The 20,570-nt window shown below is 63.1% G+C and carries 16 protein-coding genes; 5 read left to right on the top strand and 11 right to left on the bottom strand.

Annotated features, from left to right (window positions below; translation table 11 throughout):
• The first annotated feature begins 338 nt into the window (after positions 1-338).
• A protein-coding gene (locus ACOHWE_RS19125) for an IS3 family transposase (RefSeq protein WP_420668329.1) occupies positions 339-1,537 on the top strand; the annotation gives its coding sequence in 2 pieces (ribosomal slippage) (positions 339-600 and positions 600-1,537; 1,200 coding nt in all).
• A gap of 510 nt (positions 1,538-2,047) precedes the next feature.
• Here the strand turns inward: ACOHWE_RS19125 and merA are convergent.
• The 4 genes from merA to ACOHWE_RS19105 form a co-directional block, all read right to left on the bottom strand.
• Positions 2,048-3,499: a mercury(II) reductase gene (gene merA / locus ACOHWE_RS19120; RefSeq protein ID WP_475682160.1), complete on the bottom strand. Its 1,452-nt coding sequence runs from the start codon at positions 3,497-3,499 to the stop codon at positions 2,048-2,050.
• Positions 3,500-3,755: 256 nt separating this feature from the next.
• Positions 3,756-3,995 (bottom strand): mercury resistance system transport protein MerF, encoded by a 240-nt coding sequence (merF, locus tag ACOHWE_RS19115; protein WP_420668327.1) that lies wholly within the window; start codon positions 3,993-3,995, stop codon positions 3,756-3,758.
• A 422-nt stretch (positions 3,996-4,417) separates the two neighbouring features.
• On the bottom strand, positions 4,418-4,723 hold the full coding sequence (locus ACOHWE_RS19110; protein ID WP_420668326.1) for a heavy-metal-associated domain-containing protein: 306 nt from the start codon (positions 4,721-4,723) through the stop codon (positions 4,418-4,420).
• A gap of 12 nt (positions 4,724-4,735) precedes the next feature.
• Positions 4,736-5,143 (bottom strand): mercuric transporter MerT family protein, encoded by a 408-nt coding sequence (locus ACOHWE_RS19105; RefSeq protein WP_420668325.1) that lies wholly within the window; start codon positions 5,141-5,143, stop codon positions 4,736-4,738.
• A gap of 223 nt (positions 5,144-5,366) precedes the next feature.
• On the opposite strand from ACOHWE_RS19105, the gene ACOHWE_RS19100 reads away from it, so the two are divergent.
• Positions 5,367-5,561, top strand: coding sequence for a hypothetical protein (locus ACOHWE_RS19100; RefSeq protein ID WP_420668323.1), 195 nt, complete (start codon positions 5,367-5,369; stop codon positions 5,559-5,561).
• A gap of 570 nt (positions 5,562-6,131) precedes the next feature.
• On the opposite strand, the gene ACOHWE_RS19095 is transcribed toward ACOHWE_RS19100, so the two are convergent.
• The 5 genes from ACOHWE_RS19095 to ACOHWE_RS19075 all read right to left on the bottom strand — a co-directional run bounded on the left by ACOHWE_RS19095 (position 6,132) and on the right by ACOHWE_RS19075 (position 11,549).
• The gene (locus ACOHWE_RS19095; protein ID WP_420668322.1) at positions 6,132-7,142 is read right to left on the bottom strand and encodes an ABC transporter ATP-binding protein; all 1,011 of its coding nucleotides are present in this window, start codon (positions 7,140-7,142) and stop codon (positions 6,132-6,134) included.
• A 13-nt stretch (positions 7,143-7,155) separates the two neighbouring features.
• The gene (locus ACOHWE_RS19090) at positions 7,156-7,986 is read right to left on the bottom strand and encodes a carbohydrate ABC transporter permease (RefSeq protein WP_420668321.1); all 831 of its coding nucleotides are present in this window, start codon (positions 7,984-7,986) and stop codon (positions 7,156-7,158) included.
• Positions 7,986-8,882, bottom strand: a complete 897-nt coding sequence (locus ACOHWE_RS19085; protein ID WP_420668320.1) for a carbohydrate ABC transporter permease — start codon at positions 8,880-8,882, stop codon at positions 7,986-7,988. Before ACOHWE_RS19085 ends, ACOHWE_RS19090 begins: the two co-directional genes overlap by 1 nt.
• A gap of 202 nt (positions 8,883-9,084) precedes the next feature.
• Complete coding sequence (locus ACOHWE_RS19080; RefSeq protein ID WP_420668319.1) at positions 9,085-10,350, bottom strand: ABC transporter substrate-binding protein; 1,266 nt, start codon at positions 10,348-10,350, stop codon at positions 9,085-9,087.
• A gap of 176 nt (positions 10,351-10,526) precedes the next feature.
• Positions 10,527-11,549, bottom strand: a complete 1,023-nt coding sequence (locus ACOHWE_RS19075) for a LacI family DNA-binding transcriptional regulator (RefSeq protein WP_420668318.1) — start codon at positions 11,547-11,549, stop codon at positions 10,527-10,529.
• A 130-nt stretch (positions 11,550-11,679) separates the two neighbouring features.
• Here ACOHWE_RS19075 and ACOHWE_RS19070 point away from each other — a divergent pair, with 130 nt between their 5' ends.
• The 3 genes from ACOHWE_RS19070 (at position 11,680) to ACOHWE_RS19060 (ending at position 16,247) form a co-directional block, all read left to right on the top strand.
• Positions 11,680-13,263 (top strand): alpha-amylase family glycosyl hydrolase, encoded by a 1,584-nt coding sequence (locus tag ACOHWE_RS19070; RefSeq protein ID WP_420668317.1) that lies wholly within the window; start codon positions 11,680-11,682, stop codon positions 13,261-13,263.
• Positions 13,264-13,467: 204 nt separating this feature from the next.
• Complete coding sequence (locus tag ACOHWE_RS19065) at positions 13,468-15,078, top strand: GMC family oxidoreductase (protein ID WP_420668316.1); 1,611 nt, start codon at positions 13,468-13,470, stop codon at positions 15,076-15,078.
• On the top strand, positions 15,075-16,247 hold the full coding sequence (locus ACOHWE_RS19060) for a mandelate racemase/muconate lactonizing enzyme family protein (RefSeq protein ID WP_420668315.1): 1,173 nt from the start codon (positions 15,075-15,077) through the stop codon (positions 16,245-16,247). The genes ACOHWE_RS19065 and ACOHWE_RS19060 overlap by 4 nt, the downstream gene beginning before the upstream one ends.
• 566 nt (positions 16,248-16,813) lie before the next feature.
• On the opposite strand, the gene ACOHWE_RS19055 is transcribed toward ACOHWE_RS19060, so the two are convergent.
• Together ACOHWE_RS19055 and cobA are read right to left on the bottom strand one after the other, a co-directional pair.
• Complete coding sequence (locus tag ACOHWE_RS19055; protein ID WP_420668314.1) at positions 16,814-19,603, bottom strand: bifunctional aconitate hydratase 2/2-methylisocitrate dehydratase; 2,790 nt, start codon at positions 19,601-19,603, stop codon at positions 16,814-16,816.
• A gap of 204 nt (positions 19,604-19,807) precedes the next feature.
• Positions 19,808-20,566 (bottom strand): uroporphyrinogen-III C-methyltransferase, encoded by a 759-nt coding sequence (gene cobA / locus ACOHWE_RS19050; protein WP_420668313.1) that lies wholly within the window; start codon positions 20,564-20,566, stop codon positions 19,808-19,810.
• Positions 20,567-20,570: the final 4 nt, after the last annotated feature.

Below are 20,570 nucleotides of genomic sequence, written 5' to 3'. Positions count from 1 at the left end.
TAGCGCTGCGAAAGGCTGGGATGCAGCCGCAGGGCAGGGGGCTGCGGGCTTTCCTTGATGATGGCCTCCAATCCGGCTTTCTTCGCTTCCAGTTCCGACATCTTGGCCTTCAATGACGCATGGTACATTCCGTCTTCAATGACGCATGGTACATTCCGTCTTCAATGGCCGTCAGAATGCCCGCGATCTTTCCCTCCACCTTCTTCAGGGAGGCTACCGCCTTCTGGCGCTCCTGGCTGGCTCCGGCAGCGTGAGCTATGAGCTACCCCCCGAATTTCGGACACTGACCTAAGCTACGATTTGCTGTCTGCTGATCTTCGACGAAGAGGAGATCAGAGATGTCGAAACGGAAGAACCATTCGCCTGAGTTCAAGGCTAAAGTGTCGCTGGAAGCGCTGATGGGTGAACAGACGGCGGCCGAGTTGGCGAGCCGGTTTGGTGTTGACCCGACGATGATCCACAGCTGGAAGCGGGCGCTGCTGGAGGGGGCATCCGGTGTGTTCGAGCGTGGCAGCAAGAAAGGCCCGGAGATCGGCGAAGAGCGGGTCAAAGAACTGCATGCCAAGATCGGGCAGCTGGCAGTTGCCAACGATTTTTTGTCACGAAAGCTCAAGCCGTGGATCGGCAAGTGAGGCGCAAGATGGTCGAACCTGCCAATTCTGAGCTGTCTATCGGCAAGCAATGCAGGCTGCTGTCGATCCCGCGGTCGTCGTTCTATTACACGCCCAAGGGCGAAACGGCTCTGAACCTGATGCTGATGCGGCAGATCGATGAGCAGTTCCTGGAAACACCGTTCTCCGGTGTTCGCCAAATGACCTGGCACCTGCGCAATGAAGGTCATCTGGTGAACAAGAAACGCATCCGCCGTTTGATGCGGCTCATGGGCCTGATGCCGATCTATCAGAAGCCCGACACCAGCAAGGCGGCAAAAGGACACGAGACATACCCTTATCTGTTGCACGGTCTGCGCGTGACCCGCCCAAACCAGGTCTGGGCGGCCGACATCACCTACCTGCCGATGCGCAACGGGTTCCTGTATTTGGTGGCGGTCATTGACTGGCACACGCGCAAGGTGCTGGCCTGGCGCATCTCGAATCCGCTGGAAGCCGGCTTCTGCGTCGAGGCGGTGAACGAGGCAATCCACCGCTTCGGCCCGCCCGATATCATGAACACCGATCAGGGCTCGCAATTCACCTCCTTCGCCTGGACGGACAGACTGCGCCGAGCTGGCGTGCGCATCTCGATGGACGGCAAAGGCCGGTTCCTTGATAACATCTTCGTGGAACGGCTATGGCGGCCTCTGAAATACGAATGCGTCTACCTGCACGCTTGGGCAACCGGATCGGAGGCAAGGGCAGGCGTCGGAAAGTGGGTGGAATTCTACAATCGGAAGCGCCCACATTCCGCCCTTGGCGGCAGACCGCCAGCCGTGGTCTATTGGCTGAGAAAAGACGAAACCCAACCCGGTCAGCAGAGGCAGAGAGTAGTTCAAATTACGCCGGAAACTGTCCAACGATTGGGGACCACCTCAGTTTGACCGCAGAGAGGGCCATCAGTGACAAGAAACCGCCAAGCGGGAATTCGCTGGTGGCCAGCAGGAGCCCGCCGCAGCAGGCGAGTTTCAGTGCGGCCAGCGCAGCTAGAGGGCCTTTTCTGCCATCGTCCGCCATCATCGCTCCTTATGGTTGCTCAGAGATACTTGCCCCCGCGCTCCGTGACAGCGATGACACCCAAGGCGCCAATTCCGATCATTGCACCAAGCCATTTCCACCCCTGGCTTCCGAGGTCCGCAACCCCATACCCCTGTGTCAGCACAACCAGCGCCATCGCCAGAAAGATTGGCCCGGTCCGGAAGCAATGACGCCGCCCGCAGTTCCAAAGCCAGGCCGCCCCCACCCAGGCGAGGGCCCCGGCCCAAACCCATGTCTTGACCGGATGCGCTCTGCCGGACACGGCGAACAACATGGCTGCCTCCGGAGCCCTCCAACCTGCCAGCGCATCATGGCAACTGGAAAGAAGATCCGTGGTGTTCCCGCGCCTCACTTCGTCACCCGGCACAGCAGCTCAGTTTCGCCACATCCTTGTCGAAGGTCTGTGCCGCGAGTTTCAGCCCCTCGACCGTGGTCAGATAGGGAAAGAGCGTCTCGCCGAGCGCCTTGGTGGTCATGCCGAACTTGAGCGCCATGGCCAGCGTCTGAATCGTGTCGGAACCCTCCGGTGCTGCGATCTGACCACCCAGCAGACGGTCGGTCCTGGCATCCGCCACCAGCTTGATCACGCCGCGGGTATCGCGCGCTGCCGCAGCACGCGGAACGTTGCCGAGCGAAAGCACGCTGGTCTTAACCTCGTGCCCGGCCATTTTTGCCTCGGCCTCCGAGAGACCGGCGCCAGCTACTTGCGGATTGGTGAACACCACCCAGGGCATCGCGGCATTGTCGTAGTGCATTGGCTCCAGCCCCAGAGCGTTGCTGATCGCGACCTTGGCGCCATAGGCCGCCATGTAGACGAATTGGTCGCGGTCAGTGACATCGCCTGCCGCCCAGACGCCCTTCCGTGTGGTGGCCATGTCTGGGCCGACCTTGATCGACCCGCGCGCATCGGTTTCGATGCCCAGGTCTGCCAGTCCAAGCCCGTCGGCGTTGGCCACCCGGCCGGTGGTCACAACTAAACGTTCCGCTGTCCGCGTGTCGGTCTTGCCATCGCGTTCGATGGTCAGGGTGACACCGTCCGTTCCTTGCGCGACCGATTTGTAAGCCAAGCTGGTTTCGACCGCGATGCCTTCCGCCTTCAGCGCCTCGGTCAGCGCCTCGGCCACCTCTGGTTCCGCCCCGGGCAGTAGACGCGAACGGGTGACAAGCGTGACCTTCACCCCGAGCCTGGACGCCAGCTGCGCCAGTTCGCAGCCGATATAGCCCCCACCCAGCACCATGATGCTGGCAGGACGCGCGGGCAGGGTCAGAAGGCCGGTGGAGTCCAGTACGTCCACCTCGGCGAGGCCTTCGATTTCCGGCAGTTGAGGGCGCGACCCGGTGGCGATCAGGACGCGGGGAGCGGAAAGCAAACGGCTGCCCGCTTGAACCCCGCCCTCGACGAGACGTGCGGCACCTTCTTCTATGTAAGTCACATTGTCATAAGCTGGCAGCAGATCGAGGTATTTCTTCTGCCGCATTTCGACGACCAGATCGGCCGTGCCTTGCACCACCGCGCCCCAGTCGACTGCGTGGCTGCACGGCCCGACGCCTGGGAAACGTGCCGCCGATGTGCCGCCATGTACTGCTTCGGCGGCGCGGATCATCGCCTTCGACGGCACGCAGCCGACGTTCACGCAGGTGCCGCCGATCGTACCGTATCCTACAAGCGCCACTCGCTTGCCGGCCTCGGCCGCGGTGATCGAGGCGGAGAAACCTGCCGAACCCGCACCCACCACGATCAGGTCAAATGTCCTGCCATCAGTACCTGCCGGGCCGCAACAATCATGGGTTTCGACTTTTTGCTCCATCGTCATCTTCCTTATTTTCCTAAAAGAAGCCGCCACGTCTGTGCGCGGTGGCATGTACTGTCAGGTCACAGGTGACCGTTCCGGTGCTGGCGGGACGTTCCACAGTGACAACAATTTCGTTGCTCTTCTGCGGGACTTTCAAAACCTTGGCTTGTGTGCGCAGACCTGCGCCAGGGTCTTTGGCCGCCTCAACCAGCCACAGCCCATCATTTGCGGTGCCATCTGCATCATATCGCCTAAAGGGGGCCACCCTCGCCTAGTTCCTTTGCGATTGGGTATTGCGAGCTTTCTTTCGGCTCAGGGCGTAGACCGTCAGCAGGATGAAAATCCCGAGCGCAGGAAGCAGCACTAAATCTAAGGATCCGGCGACGGCGGCAAGACCGACGGCGCCGAAGAGGACGACAAGAACAGGTGTGAAGCAGCAAAGCGCCGCGATGACCGTACCGATGAGGCCGACCTTCAGGAGGCCATTCGAGGATTTTTCTTCAGTATTCATGTATCTTCTGTTTCCAAGCCTGCGGAAAACCCGCCTGGCGAAGAGGCTGTTTTCCTGATCAAATGGACACGGCCACTGCAGCGACGGCCTATGAAGTCCGTCCGCTTTGCTGCCGGTTCGCGTTTTCGGCAGAGTCGAGGCTGGCTTTCGCGTCATGCCGACAGCAAGTGTCTTCTGGCGCGCTGCCGGCGTGTGCCGGGCGTCTCCGTTTGAACTCTCGAAAGACCAGCATGGCACCGACGGCAGCGATCACAGTTGCAATCCAGCCGAGCCCCGACAGCCAGCCAGTCAGCCCGCCCAGTAAGCCAGAGAGGACAACGGCACCGCCTCCGCAACAGATCACCATAACCGGAGCGGCAATGACGAAGGCCAGAAGACCTCCCATGTGCCTGTCCCTCATGGCCTTCCCCTTCCTTCAAGCCTCAGGAACCGCCGGGCTGAAGGATTTCAGCCGGGTAGCCATTGGCCAGAACCGCGTTGACGATCATCTCAGGGGTCGCCGCCTCGTCGTCGTAGGCCACCACATAAGTTCCTTCGCCCCAGGACTGACCTTCAAGAAAGTCGACGATCTCGACGGAGGGAACGCCGCGCATGGCCGCCGCCACGGTGAAGGAACAGGAGGGACAAGTCAGTTTGCCGACCCCGACATTGATACGCTGTTCGCCGGCACTGGCGGGAGCCGCCGCGAGTACTCCCAGAGCTGAAAGAGTAAGAAAGATGTTCTTCATGATGCGGGCCCTTCAGTAAGACAGGATGTATGGGGTGAGGTAGGGAAAGATCACCGCAACGGCGATGATGACCGCCGCAATCCAAAGAATGGATCGCATGAGCGTCCGGTTCATGGGGCGCGCGCAGGTTCCATCGGCGCAGGCCTCTGCCGGTATTGGGCGGTAGGCCTTGTAAAAGCCGTAGCCAATGAACGCTGCGCTCAGCGCAAAGGTTATCCACTTGTACTGATAGAGCGCGCCCAACTGGGCAATGAAAACGCCGGTGACGCCGAAGCTGACCAGCACCAGTGGCAGAATGCAGCATGAAGTCATGGCCAATGCACCGAGTACCCCCAATCCGGTAGTCGCCCAAACCTTCCGGTCGGCATCCGGTTTTTCCTTGCGTGCCGTTGCCCGGCCTGCGGATGTGGTTTCAGTCATGTTTCGAGTTGTCCTTGCCTGGTTGATGACTTCAACCTAAGGTCTGTAGCTCATACAGGCTCAAGGGGGGGCGACGCGGAAACTCATCACAGAATGGTGAAGGTCATACGGCGCGGGGATTTGGCGCGAATGACAGGATGCAACTTGGAGACCACGCGGTATTACGAAAAAATATGGGGCATGCCGGAACCACCCCGAACATCCAAGAACTACCCCACCTGCGATGAAAGCCATCAGAATGATCGCGGCCGCAGGCAGCGCAACCCGGAGCCGCGATATTTCGCAGCTTCCTTCCAGGTTGAATGACCGCATCCCGGCATTCCCTCTTACCAGGCAGCGTTTCGCGTCATTAGCCTCATTACATAAGGGTTATGAGAAAGTCGTTGATCTGAGCTTCATTCACAACGATGATCCATGATATCGCGATTAATACTGTGCTGCCCGTCAACCACCACTTTAGGTGGGAAATCGAGCCCCTTCGGTACGAAACAGCCCATGCCGAAAGTAAGACTGCGGTTGAAATACCAAGGACGTAGTAGCTTGCGGCGGCGATTTTCCCGAATATTGCAAGCCAGCTTCCACCGAGTCCGAACAAAATCAGTGTCATCGGCAAGACGCAGCACGCCGCAACACCAAGTGATGAGAGCGATCCAATATAGCTGGCCCAGATTGATTTCTTCACGGATTCACCTCTCGCCAAAGAGCGGACATACCATGGGAACGCTTATGCACCCTGTAGCAGCCACAGGATCAAGGAGAGATTCTTCACGTGATCGCGACTGAAGAAACGGCACTAATCGGCGGCGGCGGAAAAGCCCGTGGCAGGTCAAAGGCTGTAACGGCCGCACTGCCGCAGGACGGGCCGAAGCGCGCCGCATCCTGCGCGTGAGCATGCCGACGCAGCTGGACGGACAATCGCCTCATGCCGTGCGCCTGTCAGGTTCGGTCACCCCTGCGTTGCCGGGACCGGAGCGGAAGAAACCGGGGATCATAGCTTCAATGGTTTCCCGTCGGGGCCAAAGCGGTGCAGATGCGCATCCATCGGGCGGATAGCGACCGTGCGGCCGAGCGCGTCCTGCAGCTTGCCGGGCTGACGGACCAGCACCGGCTCCTCCGCGCCGATGTCGACAAACAGGAAATGGTCGGACCCGAGGTCCTCCGCATGAACGATCTCGCCATGCCAGGTGCCCTCGCCGTCGGAAGCGATCTCCATGTGCTCGGCGCGGATGCCCAGCGTGGTGCAGCCGAAGGCGGCGGCGCGCTCGCCGTTGAGGAAGTTCATCTTGGGCGAGCCGATGAAGCCCGCCACGAAGACCGAATTGGGGCTGTCGTAGAGCTCGGCCGGGGTGCCGACCTGTTCCACCGCTCCATCGCGCAGCACGCAGATCCGGTCGGCGAGCGTCATCGCCTCGACCTGGTCATGGGTGACGTAGACCATCGTCACGTCCTGCATGTCGTGGTGCAGCTTGGCGATCTCCAGCCGGGTCGCCACCCGCAGCGCCGCGTCGAGGTTCGACAGCGGCTCGTCGAACAGGAACACCCGCGGGTCGCGCACGATGGCGCGGCCGATCGCGACGCGCTGGCGCTGGCCGCCGGAGAGCTGGCGGGGCAGGCGGTCCAGCAGGTGCTCAATCTGCAGCAGCTCGGCCGCCTTGCGCACCCGCTGGTCCATCTCCGCCTTGGAGGATTTCGACAGCTTCATGCCGAAGGCCATGTTGTCGTAGACATTCATGTGCGGGTAAAGCGCGTAGCTCTGGAACACCATGGCGATGCCGCGTTTCGACGGCACGATGTTGTTCACCCGCTCGCCGTCGAAGTTGAGATCCCCGCTGGTGATCTGCTCCAGCCCCGAGATCAGCCGCAGAAGCGTGGACTTGCCGCAGCCCGAGGGGCCGACGAAGACCATGAACTCGCCCTTGCGGATCTCCAGGTCGATGCCCTTGATCACCTCGACCGCGCCATAGGACTTGCGGACGGCTTTCAGTTCGATGTGGGCCATGAGTATTCTCCGATCAGCCTTTGACACCGCCCGCGGTGAGGCCCGCGACGATCTTGCGTTGGAAGATGAGCACCAGCACGATAAGCGGCACCGTCACGATGACGCTGGCCGCCATGATCGGCCCCCAGGGGATTTCCTGGACGCTGGCGCCGGACAGAAGCGCAATGGCCACGGGCACGGTGCGCTGGGTTTCCGAAATGGTGAAGGTGAGCGCGAAGAGGAATTCGTTCCACGCGCCGATGAAGGCCAGAAGCCCGGTGGTGACCAGCGCGGGCCACAGCAGCGGCATGAAGACCTTGGTGATGATGACCCAGGGGCTCGCCCCATCCACGATTGCGGCCTCTTCGATCTCCACCGGCAAGTCGCGCATGAAGGTCGTCAGCACCCAAACGGTGAAGGGCAGGGTGAAGATCGTGTAGCTGAGCACCAGCGCCCAGGGGCGGTTGTAAAGCCCCAGCCAGTTGACCAGTTCGTAGAGTCCCGAAAGCACCGCGATCTGCGGAAACATCGACACCCCGAGGATAGTCATAAGCAGCAGCCCCCGGCCCCGGAAGCGCACACGCGCCAGCGCATAGGAGGCGGTGACCGCAAGGAGCAGTGCGAACCCCACCGTGACCGAGGCGATGAACACCGAGTTCAGCACCGAGCGCAGGAAGCTCGACTGGCCCAGCACGTATTCGTAGTTCGCCAGCGAAAAGGCTTCGGGCAGGATGTTGGGCGAGAAGATCGCGGTGCCGGTCTCGAAGCTCGACATCACCGCGTAGTAAAACGGGAAGACCGCTGTCAAGACGATCAGCGCCACGCCGATGTAGAACATGACATTCCAGAAGGGTGAGCGTTCCATCAGTGTTTCTCCCCGGACAGGTCGACGCGGCCGAGCTTTATGTAGAGCAGCACGAACAGCGTGATGATGAGGAACAAGAGCGTCGACATGGCCGAGCCTTCGCCGTAATCGCCGAATTGCTGGAGTTCGCGGTAGCTGAGCACCGACATCGTGACGGTGGCGTCGGACTGCGGGGTCAGCAAGTAAATCAGGTCAAAGATCCGGAGCGCATCCAAGGCCCGGAAGATCACCGCCACCATAACCGCCGGCTTCAGCAGCGGCAGCGTCACGCGGAAGAAGACGCGGACCGGGTGGATGCCATCGATCTTCGCCGCCTCGTACATGTCGCGCGGGATCATCTGAAGCCCGGCCAGGATCAAGAGCGCCATGAAGGGCGTCGTCTTCCAGACATCGACAATCAGCACCGCGATCATTGCGGTATCGGCGGAAGCGGTCCAGGCAATGGGGCGGTCGATCAGTCCGAAGGTCAGCAGGATCGAGTTGATGATGCCGAACTGATCGTTCAGCATCCAGCCCCACATCCGCGCCGACACCACGGTGGGAATTGCCCAGGGGATCAGGATCGCCGCGCGCACCAGCCCGCGGCCCTTGAAGTTGGCGTTCAGCACCAGCGCCACCAGCAGGCCGAAAAACGTTTCCAAGGTGACCGAAATCACGGAAAAGCGCACCGTATTCCAGACCGCGTTCCACCAATCGCCATCCACCAGCACCCCGCGCCAGCGCACCTCGCCGTTGGAGCGCACCCGGCGTTCCAGGTAGTTTTCAAAGCCCACCCATTCGGACTGGCTGTTGAAGATGGTGTTGGCGGTGGCGTCGGTGAAGGAAAAGGCAATGGAGCGGAACAGCGGCCAGGCCGCAACCACAGCCAGCATGACCAGCATCGGCACCAGGAACATATAGGCCGCCCTGACCCTCTGCTGCTGGAGGTTCAGTTCTCTGGGAGGCGACGCGGACGGCTCAACAGCGGCGGCAGGAAGATTAGTAGGGTTCTTAGGATGCGGCATGCCGGGCCTCCTTGGAACGGGGCAGGAAAAGGCCTCCCGCCCGGCCGGATCGGAAGATGCCGGGCAGGGATTTGCCCGGCACTTGGGGGCGGGATTACTTGTCGAGGACGTCTTCGAGCTCGAGCTCAAGCTCTTCCAAAGCAACCGCCGCACTCTCCTCGCCCGAAAGCACAGAGTGCACGGCGGTGAAGAACAGGGTCGAGACCTCGTTGTAATCGCCCCGCGCCGGTGCCGAGGGGCGCGGCACAGCCTGCAGGAACACGTCCTTCCACCGCGGGATGATCGGCTGCGCGCTGGCGATGTCTTCGTCCTCGTAAAGGCTGATGATCGTCGGCAGGCTTGAGGCAATCAGGGCCCGGGTCTTCTGCGCCTCGGCTCCGGCGAGGTACGCCGCAAGGCTGATCGCGGCTTCCTGGTTGTCTGAATATTTCGACACCGCCACGTTCCATCCGCCCAGGGTGGCCGCCGAAGTGTCATGGCCCTGCCCGGTGGGCAGCGTGGTCACGTCGAAGAGGCCCTTCACCGCGGAATCTTCACTGTTTCCGAGGGTATACGCATAGGGCCAGTTGCGCATGAATACAGCGTTGCCGGTCTGCCAGACGCCGCGCGATTCCTCTTCCTGGTAGGCCAGCACTCCCTCCGGCGAAATTGTGCCCGGCCAGGTGGCGGCCAGTTCCAGCGCCGCCGCGGCTTTTTCGTTATTCACGGAAATGGTGCCGTCGGGCTCGATGATCTGGCCGCCGCCGGAGGATTTGATCCATTCCAGCGCATCGCAGGTCAGGCCTTCGTAGGCGTTGCCCTGCCAGACAAAGCCCCAGAGGTCGTCATTGCCCTCGGCGCGTTCAGCGTCCTGGATCATCTGCGCGGTTTCGGTCAGTTCCTCCCAGGTTTCGGGCACCGAAGCGCCGTGTTTTTCCAGAAGGTCCTTGCGGTAATAGAGCGCGGGAGCGTCGGTGAAGATCGGCAGCGCGACAAGGCGGCCATCGACGGTCTGGGATTCGATGATCGAGGGGAAGTGTTCCTTGACCAGATCCCCCGCGGACTCGCTCAGGTCGACGAAGTGATCGGCCAGCTGCGGCGCCCAGATGACGTCGGTCTGGTAAAGGTCGATATCACCGTTGCCGGCCGCCAGCCACAGCCGGTACTGGCCGAACTGGTCGGTGGTGGAGGCGGGCATCGGCACCAGCGTCACGGTGTGGCCGGTGGCCTCTTCCCAGGGCTTCACGATTTCCTTGAAATCCTCCACGGCGTTGCCAACCGCGCCGGACACATAGGTGACTTCGGCGGCGTGGGCTCCGGCGGCTGCCATCAGCGCCGCGGCGGCAGTGCCCATGAGTGCCGTCTTAAGTGTCTTTGTCATGTCTTGTGATCCTCCCTGTTATTGTGCCGCGCCTGCAACCAGGCGTAGAACATCAACGCATCCCGCCGCACGCTGCGCAGCCCGAAACGTTTCGGTAGGTTAGCGATAACAGCGGAATTGCGTCAATGAAATTATGCACAGCTCGGGGCGAAGCGGCCAGCTTCTTGAAAACGGGCCTAAATGCCGGCGACCGACTGGCCTTGTCTGAAGCGGTGGCGGCTGACTTTCTGCGCCTTCTTCGGCGATCCGCCCTTGATCACCGAATCCAGGCTGGCCGCAAGCTCGCCCCAGGCTTCATGCAGCGGCGCCACAGTCGAGGTGAGCGCGACCGGAAAGTCTTCGGCGCCCACCAGCGGGATGCAATCGTCATGCACGACCAGCGACAGGTCCTGCGGAATCCGGAGTCCCAGAAGCTGCGCCGCCTTCGTGACGCCTTTTGCAATCAGCATATGGCTGGCAATGATCGCGGTCGGCTTTGGGCCGGCGGACTGGAACAGCCGGATCGTCTCCAGCAGGCCAAGCTCCTGCGTCATGCGCCCGCCGACGTGGAATTCCGGGTGCTGTACAATGCCGTTTTCCCGCAGCGCCTGGATGTGGCCCTCATACCTGCGCTGTACGAACGACGCATCCAGCTGCCCGTTGATGAAGGCGATATCACGATGGCCGCGCCGGGCCAGATGCGTGGTCAGATCGTATGCCACCGCGTAATTGTCGATGTCGTAATAGGCATAATCCGGGTCATCCATGGTCTGGCCGTGCAGGACGAAGGGCACCTTGCGTCTGCGCAGGTAATCGACTCGCGGATCCTTGGCTTGCGGCAGGATTACCACGAATCCGTCGATCGACCGGCTGGTAATCAGCCGGTCGTAGACATCCAGTGCCGCCGTCTCGTTGTCCGCCATGTTGAGCATGAATTGCAGTCCGAGACGGTTGAATTCCGCTGACAGCCCGCTCACGAACTGGGTGAATATCCAGCTCTCCGACGGCTCCGGTACGCCTTGCCAGATCAGCCCGACACTGCCGGAACGCCCGGTCTTCAACCTGCGCGCCATGACATTTGGCTGATAATTCAGTGTTTTGGCAGCTTCCCGCACCCGCGCCTTGGTCTCCGCACTGACATCGTCATGGTCGTTCAGCGCCCGGCTGACCTGGGTCACGGACAGGCCAAGGTGCTGGCTGAGGTCTTTCAGAGTTGCCATAGGATGTCTGCAGTTCCGCGGTTGAGAAAAATCATATTGCCAACCCGAAACGTTTCGGGCAACCGTAAAGGGAACCGAAACGTTTCGGGGCAGGAATCACCCTGCCGAGACTTCCCCAAAGGAGATCATCATGGCACAGGCTCAGGACTGGTGGCGCGGCGCCGTCATCTATCAGATCTACCCGCGGTCCTTCATGGATGGCAATGGCGACGGGATCGGCGACATTCCCGGCATCACCGAGCGGCTCGGCCAGATCGCAGATCTTGGCGTGGACGCGATCTGGCTCAGCCCGGTCTTCACGTCCCCCATGGCCGATATGGGCTACGACGTTGAAAACTATACCGATATCGACCCGGTTTTCGGCACGATTGCGGATTTCGACGCGATGATCGCAAAGGCGCATGCGCTCGGCCTGAAGGTGATGATCGACCAGGTGCTTTCGCACTCTTCCGACCGCCACCCGATCTTCCAGCAGTCGCGCCAGTCCCGCGGCAACGACAAGGCCGACTGGTATGTCTGGGCCGATCCGAAACCCGACGGCTCCGCCCCCAACAACTGGCAAGCCGTATTCGGCGGCATCGCCTGGGAATGGGAAGCGCGGCGCGGGCAATATTACCTGCACAACTTCCTGAAGGAACAGCCGGACTGGAACTTCCACAACCCGGAGGTGCAGGAGTATCTGCTCGGGACAATGCGTTTCTGGCTCGAGCGCGGGGTGGACGGTTTCCGCCTCGACACCGCCAATTTCTATTTCCACGACAAGCTCCTGCGCGACGATGCCGCCAGCCCGCGCCCGGAAGATCGGAACGAGCCGGTTCCCTACCGCCGCCAGTATCACCTGTTTTCCAAGAATCAGCCGGAGAACCTTGTGTTCCTGCAGAAGATGCGCGCGTTGCTCGATGAGTTCGAGGGCCGCACCCTGGTGGGCGAAATCGGCGAGAGCCACCACCCGATCGAGATCATGGGGCAGTACACCAGTGATAACCGGCTGCACATGGCTTATTCCTTTGAGATGCTGGACAAGAAGTTCACCGCCAGGCATTTCCGCCAGCAGATTGAGGGCTTTTTCGGCGGCGCGCCCGCGGGATGGCCATGCTGGGCGTTTTCCAACCACGATGTGATCCGCCACGTGACGCGCTGGCAGGATCACGGCGCGGATCAGGACGCGCTGGCCAAGCTGTCCGCCGCCATGCTCTTGTCGCTGGAAGGCTCCATTTGCCTCTACCAGGGCGAGGAGCTGGGCCAGACCGAGACCGAGCTGGAGTACAGCGAGTTGACCGATCCCCAGGGGCTGCGGTTCTGGCCGGAGGACAAGGGCCGCGACGGCTGCCGCACACCGATGGTATGGGATGCGGACGCGCCCAATGGCGGCTTCTCCACCGCGGGCCGCACTTGGCTGCCGGTCAAAGACCCGCAACTTTCCCGCGCCGCAAACGGGCAGGACGTGCGGGCGTTCTACAGGAGGATGCTCGCTTTGCGCCGCGACGAACCCGCGCTGCGCCAGGGCAGGACAGAGTTTCTCGACACACCGGAGCCGGTGCTGGCTTTCCGCCGCGGCAAGAGCCTGCTCTGCGTGTTCAATCTTTCCCCCGCTGATACGGAACTGGAGCTTCCGTCGGGCGTCGAGGCGCTGGTGTCAGAACGCTCCGCAGTGAATGGGACCCGGCTGCATCTGCAGGGAAATGGCGTTCTGATCGGGAAACTGGCCGCCTGATGACAATCATGCCGCGCGGCCTCACCCGGCCGCGCGCAGATCCCGGAAAACCGCTGGATGGGGGTACGGCGAAAGTTTCATGTGCATACAGGCAGGTTAACTCAACTCAGAATTTTTTAAGGCGGCAGCGGATCTTTTTCGTTTTGGATTCGCATCCCGCCTTTGTAACGATCCCGCTGCAACAGAAGCTACAGGCAGGTCAGCGTGGCGGACTACGACTACATTATCATCGGCGCGGGATCCGCAGGCTGTGTGCTGGCGGAGCGGCTAAGCGCTTCGGGGCAGCACAAGGTGCTGGTGCTGGAGGCGGGCGGGCGCGGCTGGTCGCCGTGGATCGCGCTGCCGCTGGGCTACGGCAAGACTTTCTTTGACCCGGCGGTGAACTGGAAGTACCAGACCGAGCCGGAAGAGACTCTTGCCGGGCGCTGCGGTTACTGGCCGCGCGGCAAAGTAGTGGGCGGATCGGGTGCGATCAACGCGCTGGTCTATGCCCGCGGGCTGCCGCATGATTTCGAGGACTGGGCGGCATCCGGCGCCACCGGCTGGGGGTGGGACACGGTGCGCCTGACCTTTGAGGCCATGGAGACCCGGGTCAGCGCCCGCGGAGAGCGCGAGGGCAGCGGACCGCTGCAGGTGCAGGATGTCTCCGACCAGATCCACCCGGCCACCCGGCACTTCTTCGCCGCCGCGGATCAGCTCGGCCTGCCGCGCACCGATGACCTGAACGGCAGCACGGGCGAGGGCGCGGCGGTCTACCGGATCAACACCAGCCGCGGGCGCCGGATGCATTCGGCGCGAGCCTTCCTTGCGCCGGCGCTGAAACGGGCCAACATCACTCTGATGACCGGTGCGCTGGTGGAGCGGATTGCATTCGAGGGCCGCCGGGCCGCCGCCGTGCAACTGGTGCACCGGGGCAGGACGCTGACACTGCGGGCCGGCCGCGAGATTATCTTGTCGGCCGGGGCCGTGACCTCTCCGCGGCTGTTGCAGCTGTCGGGCATCGGCCCGGCGGAAATGCTGAAATCCCACGGTATCACGCCGCTCGTGGATGCGCCGCATGTGGGCGGCAACCTTCAGGATCACTTAGGAATAAACTACTACTTCCGCGCTACCGAGCCGACACTGAACAACGCGCTGCGGCCGTTTCTGGGAAAGGTGCGGGCGGCGCTGCAATACGGGCTCACCCGGCGCGGGCCGCTGGCGCTATCGGTGAACCAGTGCGGCGGATACTTCCGCTCGGCGCCGGATCTGGGCCGGCCGGACCAGCAGCTCTACTTCAACCCGGTCACCTACACGACTTCGCCCGATGGCAAGCGCACCGTGGTGCAGCCCGATCCCTTCCCGGGCTTCATCATCGGCTTCCAGCCGTCCCGTCCAACCAGCCGCGGCCGCATCGACATCAGCGCCGCTGACCCGGCGGCGCCGCCGCGCATCCGGCCGAACTCCCTGGCGACCGAGGAAGACCAAGCGCAAGTGGTGGCCGGCGGACGGCTGTGCCAGCGCCTGATCACCACCAAGGCGCTGGACGGGCTAGTGGAGTCGGCGATGGACCCGGATCTGCGCCAGATGGACGATGACGCGATCCTTGCTGACTTCCGTGTGCGCTGCGGCACCGTCTTCCACCCCTCTGGAACCTGCCGGATGGGTTCGGACCCGGCGGCCTCCGTGGTGTCTTCCCGGCTGAAGGTGCACGGGGTAGAGGGCATCCGGGTGGCCGATGCCTCGGTCTTTCCGAACATCACCTCGGGCAACACCAACGCCCCCACCATGATGCTGGCGCACCGCGCCGCCGATCTCATTCTGGAGGACGCATGAGCACGCCTTATTCCATGTCCGGCGCGGTGCCGGTTTCTCATGACCGCGGCAAGGACGATGCCGGGCCGCGCATCCGGGCGATCGAGACCTTCTGCACCCCGCTGATCGGCTTCGTGCGGGTCACCGCGGAGGACGGCTCCACCGGCTGGGGGCAGGTTTCGACCTACAATAGCGATCTGACGTGCGAGATCCTGCACCGTCAGGTGGCGCCCTGGGCGCTGGGCCGCGGGATGGACGCGCTGGAGGACGTGATCGTCGAAATCCCGCTGCGCGAGCACAAGTTCCCTGGCACCTACCTGCGCCGGGCGATGGCCGGGCTCGACACCGCGGTCTGGGACTGGCGCGGCAGAGTTGCGGAGAAGCCTGTGGCGGCACTCCTGGGCGGCTCGGCGGGGCCGGTGCGGGCCTATGCGTCCTCCATGCGGCGCGACATCACGCCCGGGGAGGAGGCTGCACGGATGCAGCGCCTGCGCGATGAATACGGCTTTGACGCTTTCAAGGTGCGCGTCGGCGCCGAATGCGGCCAGGACCGCGACGAGTGGGACGGCCGGACCGAGGCGATCATCCCGGAAATCCGCAACGCGCTGGGCCCGGAGGCCGCGCTGCTTGTCGACGGCAACTCCGGCTTCAGCCCTTCCCGCGCTATCAAGGTCGGGCGGATGCTGGAGGCGAACGGATACGAGCATTTCGAGGAGCCGTGCCCCTACTGGGAGCTGGGGCAGACCGCCGAGGTCACTCAGGCGCTCGAGATCGACGTGGCGGGCGGCGAGCAGGACTGGGACCTGCAGCAGTGGAAGCGGATGATCGCGATGCGCGCGGTCGACATCATCCAGCCCGATATCCTCTACCTCGGCGGCATGGCGCGCAGCATGGAGGTGGCCCGCATGGGCGATGCCGCGGGCCTGCCCTGCACGCCGCACTGCGCGAACCTCTCGCTGGTCACGCTCTTCACCATGCACATGCTGAGGGCCGTGCCGAACCCGGGCCGCTACCTGGAGTTCTCGATCGAGGGCGACGGCTACTACCCCTGGCAGCGCGGGCTGTTCCTGAACGATCCTTACACCATTTCCGGCGGCCAGGCCGTTGTGACCGAGGCCCCCGGCTGGGGCGTCGAGATCAGCCCCGAATGGCTTGCTAAATCCGCCTACAAATGCAGTGAAGGGGCCTGATGACCTCCGACTGCCGGGATTTCTCCTATTTATAGGCAGGCGCCCTGCCGGACCTGCCGGGGATCACTTTGCCGGCGGCCGGTTCGTGGCATCTGAATGCAGCAACCGGATGGCGAGCTTTGATCCTGGACCGGACATGGCTGCTGCGGCGTCTGCCGCAGGCACGGAGGCGACGCCGGTTGGGTCTTGACTAGCGCGGCGTACGTCACTGGCAGCAGGAAGTCAGGATTCGGCCGCGGGAAGGAGTTGAAAGGGCTTGCCGCCTGCACCCGTTCCAAGGCTGTCACGCTCGCCGTCCAAGCGGCTGGCGGTACGGCCGTTTCCGCCCGCGGGCGATGCGCATTGCGCCGACTGTACGGTCTGTGGGGGCAGAGTGATTGTTCCCCGCGCGGAACAAGGCCGAAAGCCGCCGCGCATTGCTGCCGTGCCCCCGACGCGGCAGCGATCTGGCTGGCGCTGGCCGGCCAGGAACTCGAAATGGAACCGGCCGCGGCCCCTCTGCCAGCCCGCGCAATAGGCAGGCTGGCAGAGGGAGCGCGGCCGTAAACCGGAGCCTTGAACAGGCCTTAGAAGTGCGCCGTGCGGGTTCCGGCGGGTTTTTCCACCGGCGGGGCGAACTTGGTCAGGTCGATGCCTTCCACGGCGGTTTTATACTCCTCCGTGCTCGGCGTCCGGCCCAGGATCGCGGAGAGAACCACCACCGGGGTCGAGGCGAGCAGCGATTCACCCTTCTTCTCGGCCGAATCCTCCACCACGCGGCCCTGGAAAAGGCGGGTCGAGGTGGCGAGAACCGTGTCACCCTTGGCGGCCTTCTCCTGGTTGCCCATGCAGAGGTTGCAGCCCGGACGCTCGAGGTAGAGAATATTCTCATACTCGGTGCGCGCCTTGGCTTTCGGCGCCAGATCGTCGAACTCGAAGCCCGAGTACTTCTGCAGGATCTCCCAGTCGCCCTCGGCCTTCAGCTCGTCGATGATGTTGTAGGTCGGCGCCGCAACCACGAGCGGGGCCTTGAACTCCACCTTGCCGGCGCCTTTCTCGAGGTTCTTCAGCATCTGGGCGACGATCTTGATGTCGCCCTTGTGCACCATGCAGGAGCCGACGAAGCCCAGGTCCACCTTCTTTTCCGCGCCGTAGTAGGACACGGGGCGGATGGTGTCGTGGGTGTAGCGGCGCGACGGATCGGCGTTGTTCACGTCCGGATCGGCGATCATCGGCTCGACGATCTGGTCCAGGTCGACCACCACTTCGGCCACGTATTTGGCGTTCGCATCCGGGGTCAGCGCGGGCTTCTCGCCCGACCTGATCTCGGCGATGCGCTTGTCGGCCTTGGCGATCAGCTTGGCGAGCATGCCGTTCTCATGCTCCATGCCCTTGTCGATCATCACCTGGATGCGGTCCTTTGCCAGCTCCAGCGAGCTGATCAGGGTTTCGTCGTTGGAGATGCAGATTGACGCCTTCGCCTTCATCTCGGCGGTCCAGTCGGTGAAGGTAAAGGCCTGGTCGGCCAGCAGCGTGCCGATATGCACCTCGATCACGCGGCCCTGGAAAACGTTGTCGCCGTGCTGCTGCAGCATCTGTGCCTGGGTGGCATGCACCACGTCGCGGAAGTCCATGTGATCGGCCATCTTGCCCTTGAACGTCACCTTGACGGACTCGGGGATCGGCATGGTCGCCTCGCCGGTCGCCAGCGCCAGCGCCACGGTGCCGGAATCGGCGCCGAAGGCCACGCCTTTGGACATGCGGGTATGGCTGTCGCCGCCGATGATGATGTCCCAGTCGCTGACGGTGAGGTCGTTCAGCACCTTGTGGATGACGTCGGTCATCGCGTGGTAGACGCCTTTCGGGTCGCGCGCGGTGACCAGGCCGAAGTCGTTCATGAACTTCATCAGGCGCGGGGTGTTGGCCTGTGCCTTGAGATCCCAGACGGAAGCGGTGTGGCAGCCCGACTGGTAGGCCCCGTCCAGCGAGGGTGACAGCACGGTGGCTGCCATCGCCTCGAGCTCCTGGCTGGTCATCAGGCCAGTGGTGTCCTGGCTGCCAACGATGTTCACCTTCACGCGCACGTCCGAACCCGCATGCAGGGTCTTGCCGGGGGTGGTGCCGACGGCGTTGGCGTTAAAGATCTTCTCCACCGCAGTCAGGCCCTGGCCCTCGTGACTGACTTCCTTGGAGGGCGCAAAGACCGGCGCCGGTTCGACGCCCAGCGTCTCGGCTGCGAACGTTTGCAGCTTCTTGCCAAAGACCACGGCGTAGGAGCTGCCGGCCTTCATGAATTCGACTTTTTGAGGCGTGAAGGAGGCCGACACATCGGTCAGCTCTTCGCCCTCTGCGGACTTCAGCTTCCTGGACTTTGTGTCGATCTTCAGCACTGTGCCGGTTTCAACGGAGTACTTCTGTTCGAGGATCGGGTTGCCCTCGTTGTTGAGCATCGGCTTGCCGTTCTCGTCGAGCTTCTTCACCCAGTTCTTCAGGTCGAGACCGATGCCGCCGGTCACGCCCACGGTGGTGAGGAAGATCGGCGAGATGCCGTTGGTGCCTGCGACGATCGGCGCGTAGTTGACGAAGGGCACGTAGGGGCTGGCCTTCTTGCCGGTCCACAATGCCACGTTGTTCACGCCCGACATCCGCGAGGAGCCCACGCCCATGGTGCCCTTTTCGGCGATCAGCATGACGCGTTTGCCCGGGTGCTGCAGCTTCAGCGCCTCGATTTCCTTCTGCGCCTGCTCAGAGATCATGCACTTGCCGTGCAGTTCGCGGTCCGCGCGCGAGTGCGCCTGGTTGCCGGGCGACAGCAAGTCGGTGGAGATGTCACCTTCGGCGGCGATATAGGTCACCACCTCGATCTCCTCGTCAAGGTCGGGCAGCTTGGTGAAGAACTCGGCCTCGGCGTAGCTCTCCAGAATGCCGGTGGCTACTGCGTTGCCGGACTTGTGCGCCTCGGCCAGCCGTTCCATATCCGCCTCGTAGAGGAAGACCTGCGTCTTCAGCACGTCGCCCGCCTGTCCCGCGATCGCGGCGTCGCCGCCCAGGGCCAGGTCCAGCAGCACCTTGACGGAGGGGCCGCCCTTCATGTGCGAGAGCAGCTCGAATGCGAAGCCGGGGGTAATTTCCGGCACAACCGCATCGCCGAGAATGATCTTCTTCAGAAACGCCGCCTTGACGCCCGCGGCGCTGGTGGTGCCGGGCAGGGTGTTGTAGATGAAGAAGTCGAGCGAGTCCTTGCGGTGCGCGTTGCCTTCATCCTCGATTTGCGCGATCAGCTCTGCAACCAGCGCGCCATCGTCGATCGGTTTCGGGTGCAGGCCCTCGGCTTTGCGCGCTTCGATTTCGGTCAGGTAGTCTGTGTAAAGGCTCATGGCTGTCCCGGCTAGTAAGCGTTAAAAGGCTGGCGCACCGGGCCTCAAAGACACCTGAAAACCCGGGATGCGTCGTTTGTATGCGGCGGTATACCAAACTGTTCTGCTTTGCAAGATGTTCAGCGATGGCAGTTTGCCACACCTGCTTGCACCCAAGCCGTTGTGCCAGCCCCGGGACAGAAGGGGCCGGCGCGGGCCGCGCGCTCAGTGACCCGCTGCCGCCATTCGCCCGATGGCGGTTTTCGGATAGGTCACGATGATGGCGGCGCAGCCCGCGACGGCTTGCCGTTCCATCGCCTCAGGCAGCTCTGCCAGGGGGCAGACCAGCGTACGCGCCGTAGGTTTGGAAACATCGGCGGCGACGGTCACAGGCGTGGAGGGCGGCAGGCCGGCGCGCAACAGCCCCTCCCGCAGGCGGGATGCCTGGCCTGCGGACATGTAAAAGACCGCGGTCGTGCCGGGCAGCACGTGCCGGGTGCAGTCGGGCAGCGGATCGCCCGCCCGGCAGACCGCGGTCGTGAGCACCAGCGTGTCCGCAACCCCCCGTTCGGTCAGCGAAATGCCGGTCTGCGCCGCGGCGGCGCAGGCGGCAGTGACGCCGGGCACGATCTCGGCTTCGATCCCGGCCGCGCGGGCGGCCTCCAGTTCCTCCGGCAGGCGGCCGAAGATGCCGGGATCGCCGGACTTCAGCCGCACCACCCTGCGGCCCTTCAGGGCCTCCGCGACGATCACCGCGCTGATCTTCTCCTGCGGCCACGCATGGGCGCCCACATGCTTGCCGACAAAGACCTTCTTGGCTGTTGCAGGCGCTAGCTCCAGCACCTCCGGGTCGACCAGCCGGTCATAATAGACGGTGTCGGCGGCTTGCAGCTTGCGGATGGCGCGCAGGGTAAGCAGGTCGCTCGCGCCCGGCCCGGCACCGACAAGGGCGAGGGAGCCGCGGGGGGTATCGCAGTTGGTCATGCGC

This window comes from Cribrihabitans neustonicus, from assembly GCF_048820895.1.
Lineage (GTDB): Bacteria > Pseudomonadota > Alphaproteobacteria > Rhodobacterales > Rhodobacteraceae > Cribrihabitans_A > Cribrihabitans_A neustonicus.
This window is presented reverse-complemented; position numbering and strand designations above follow the sequence as displayed.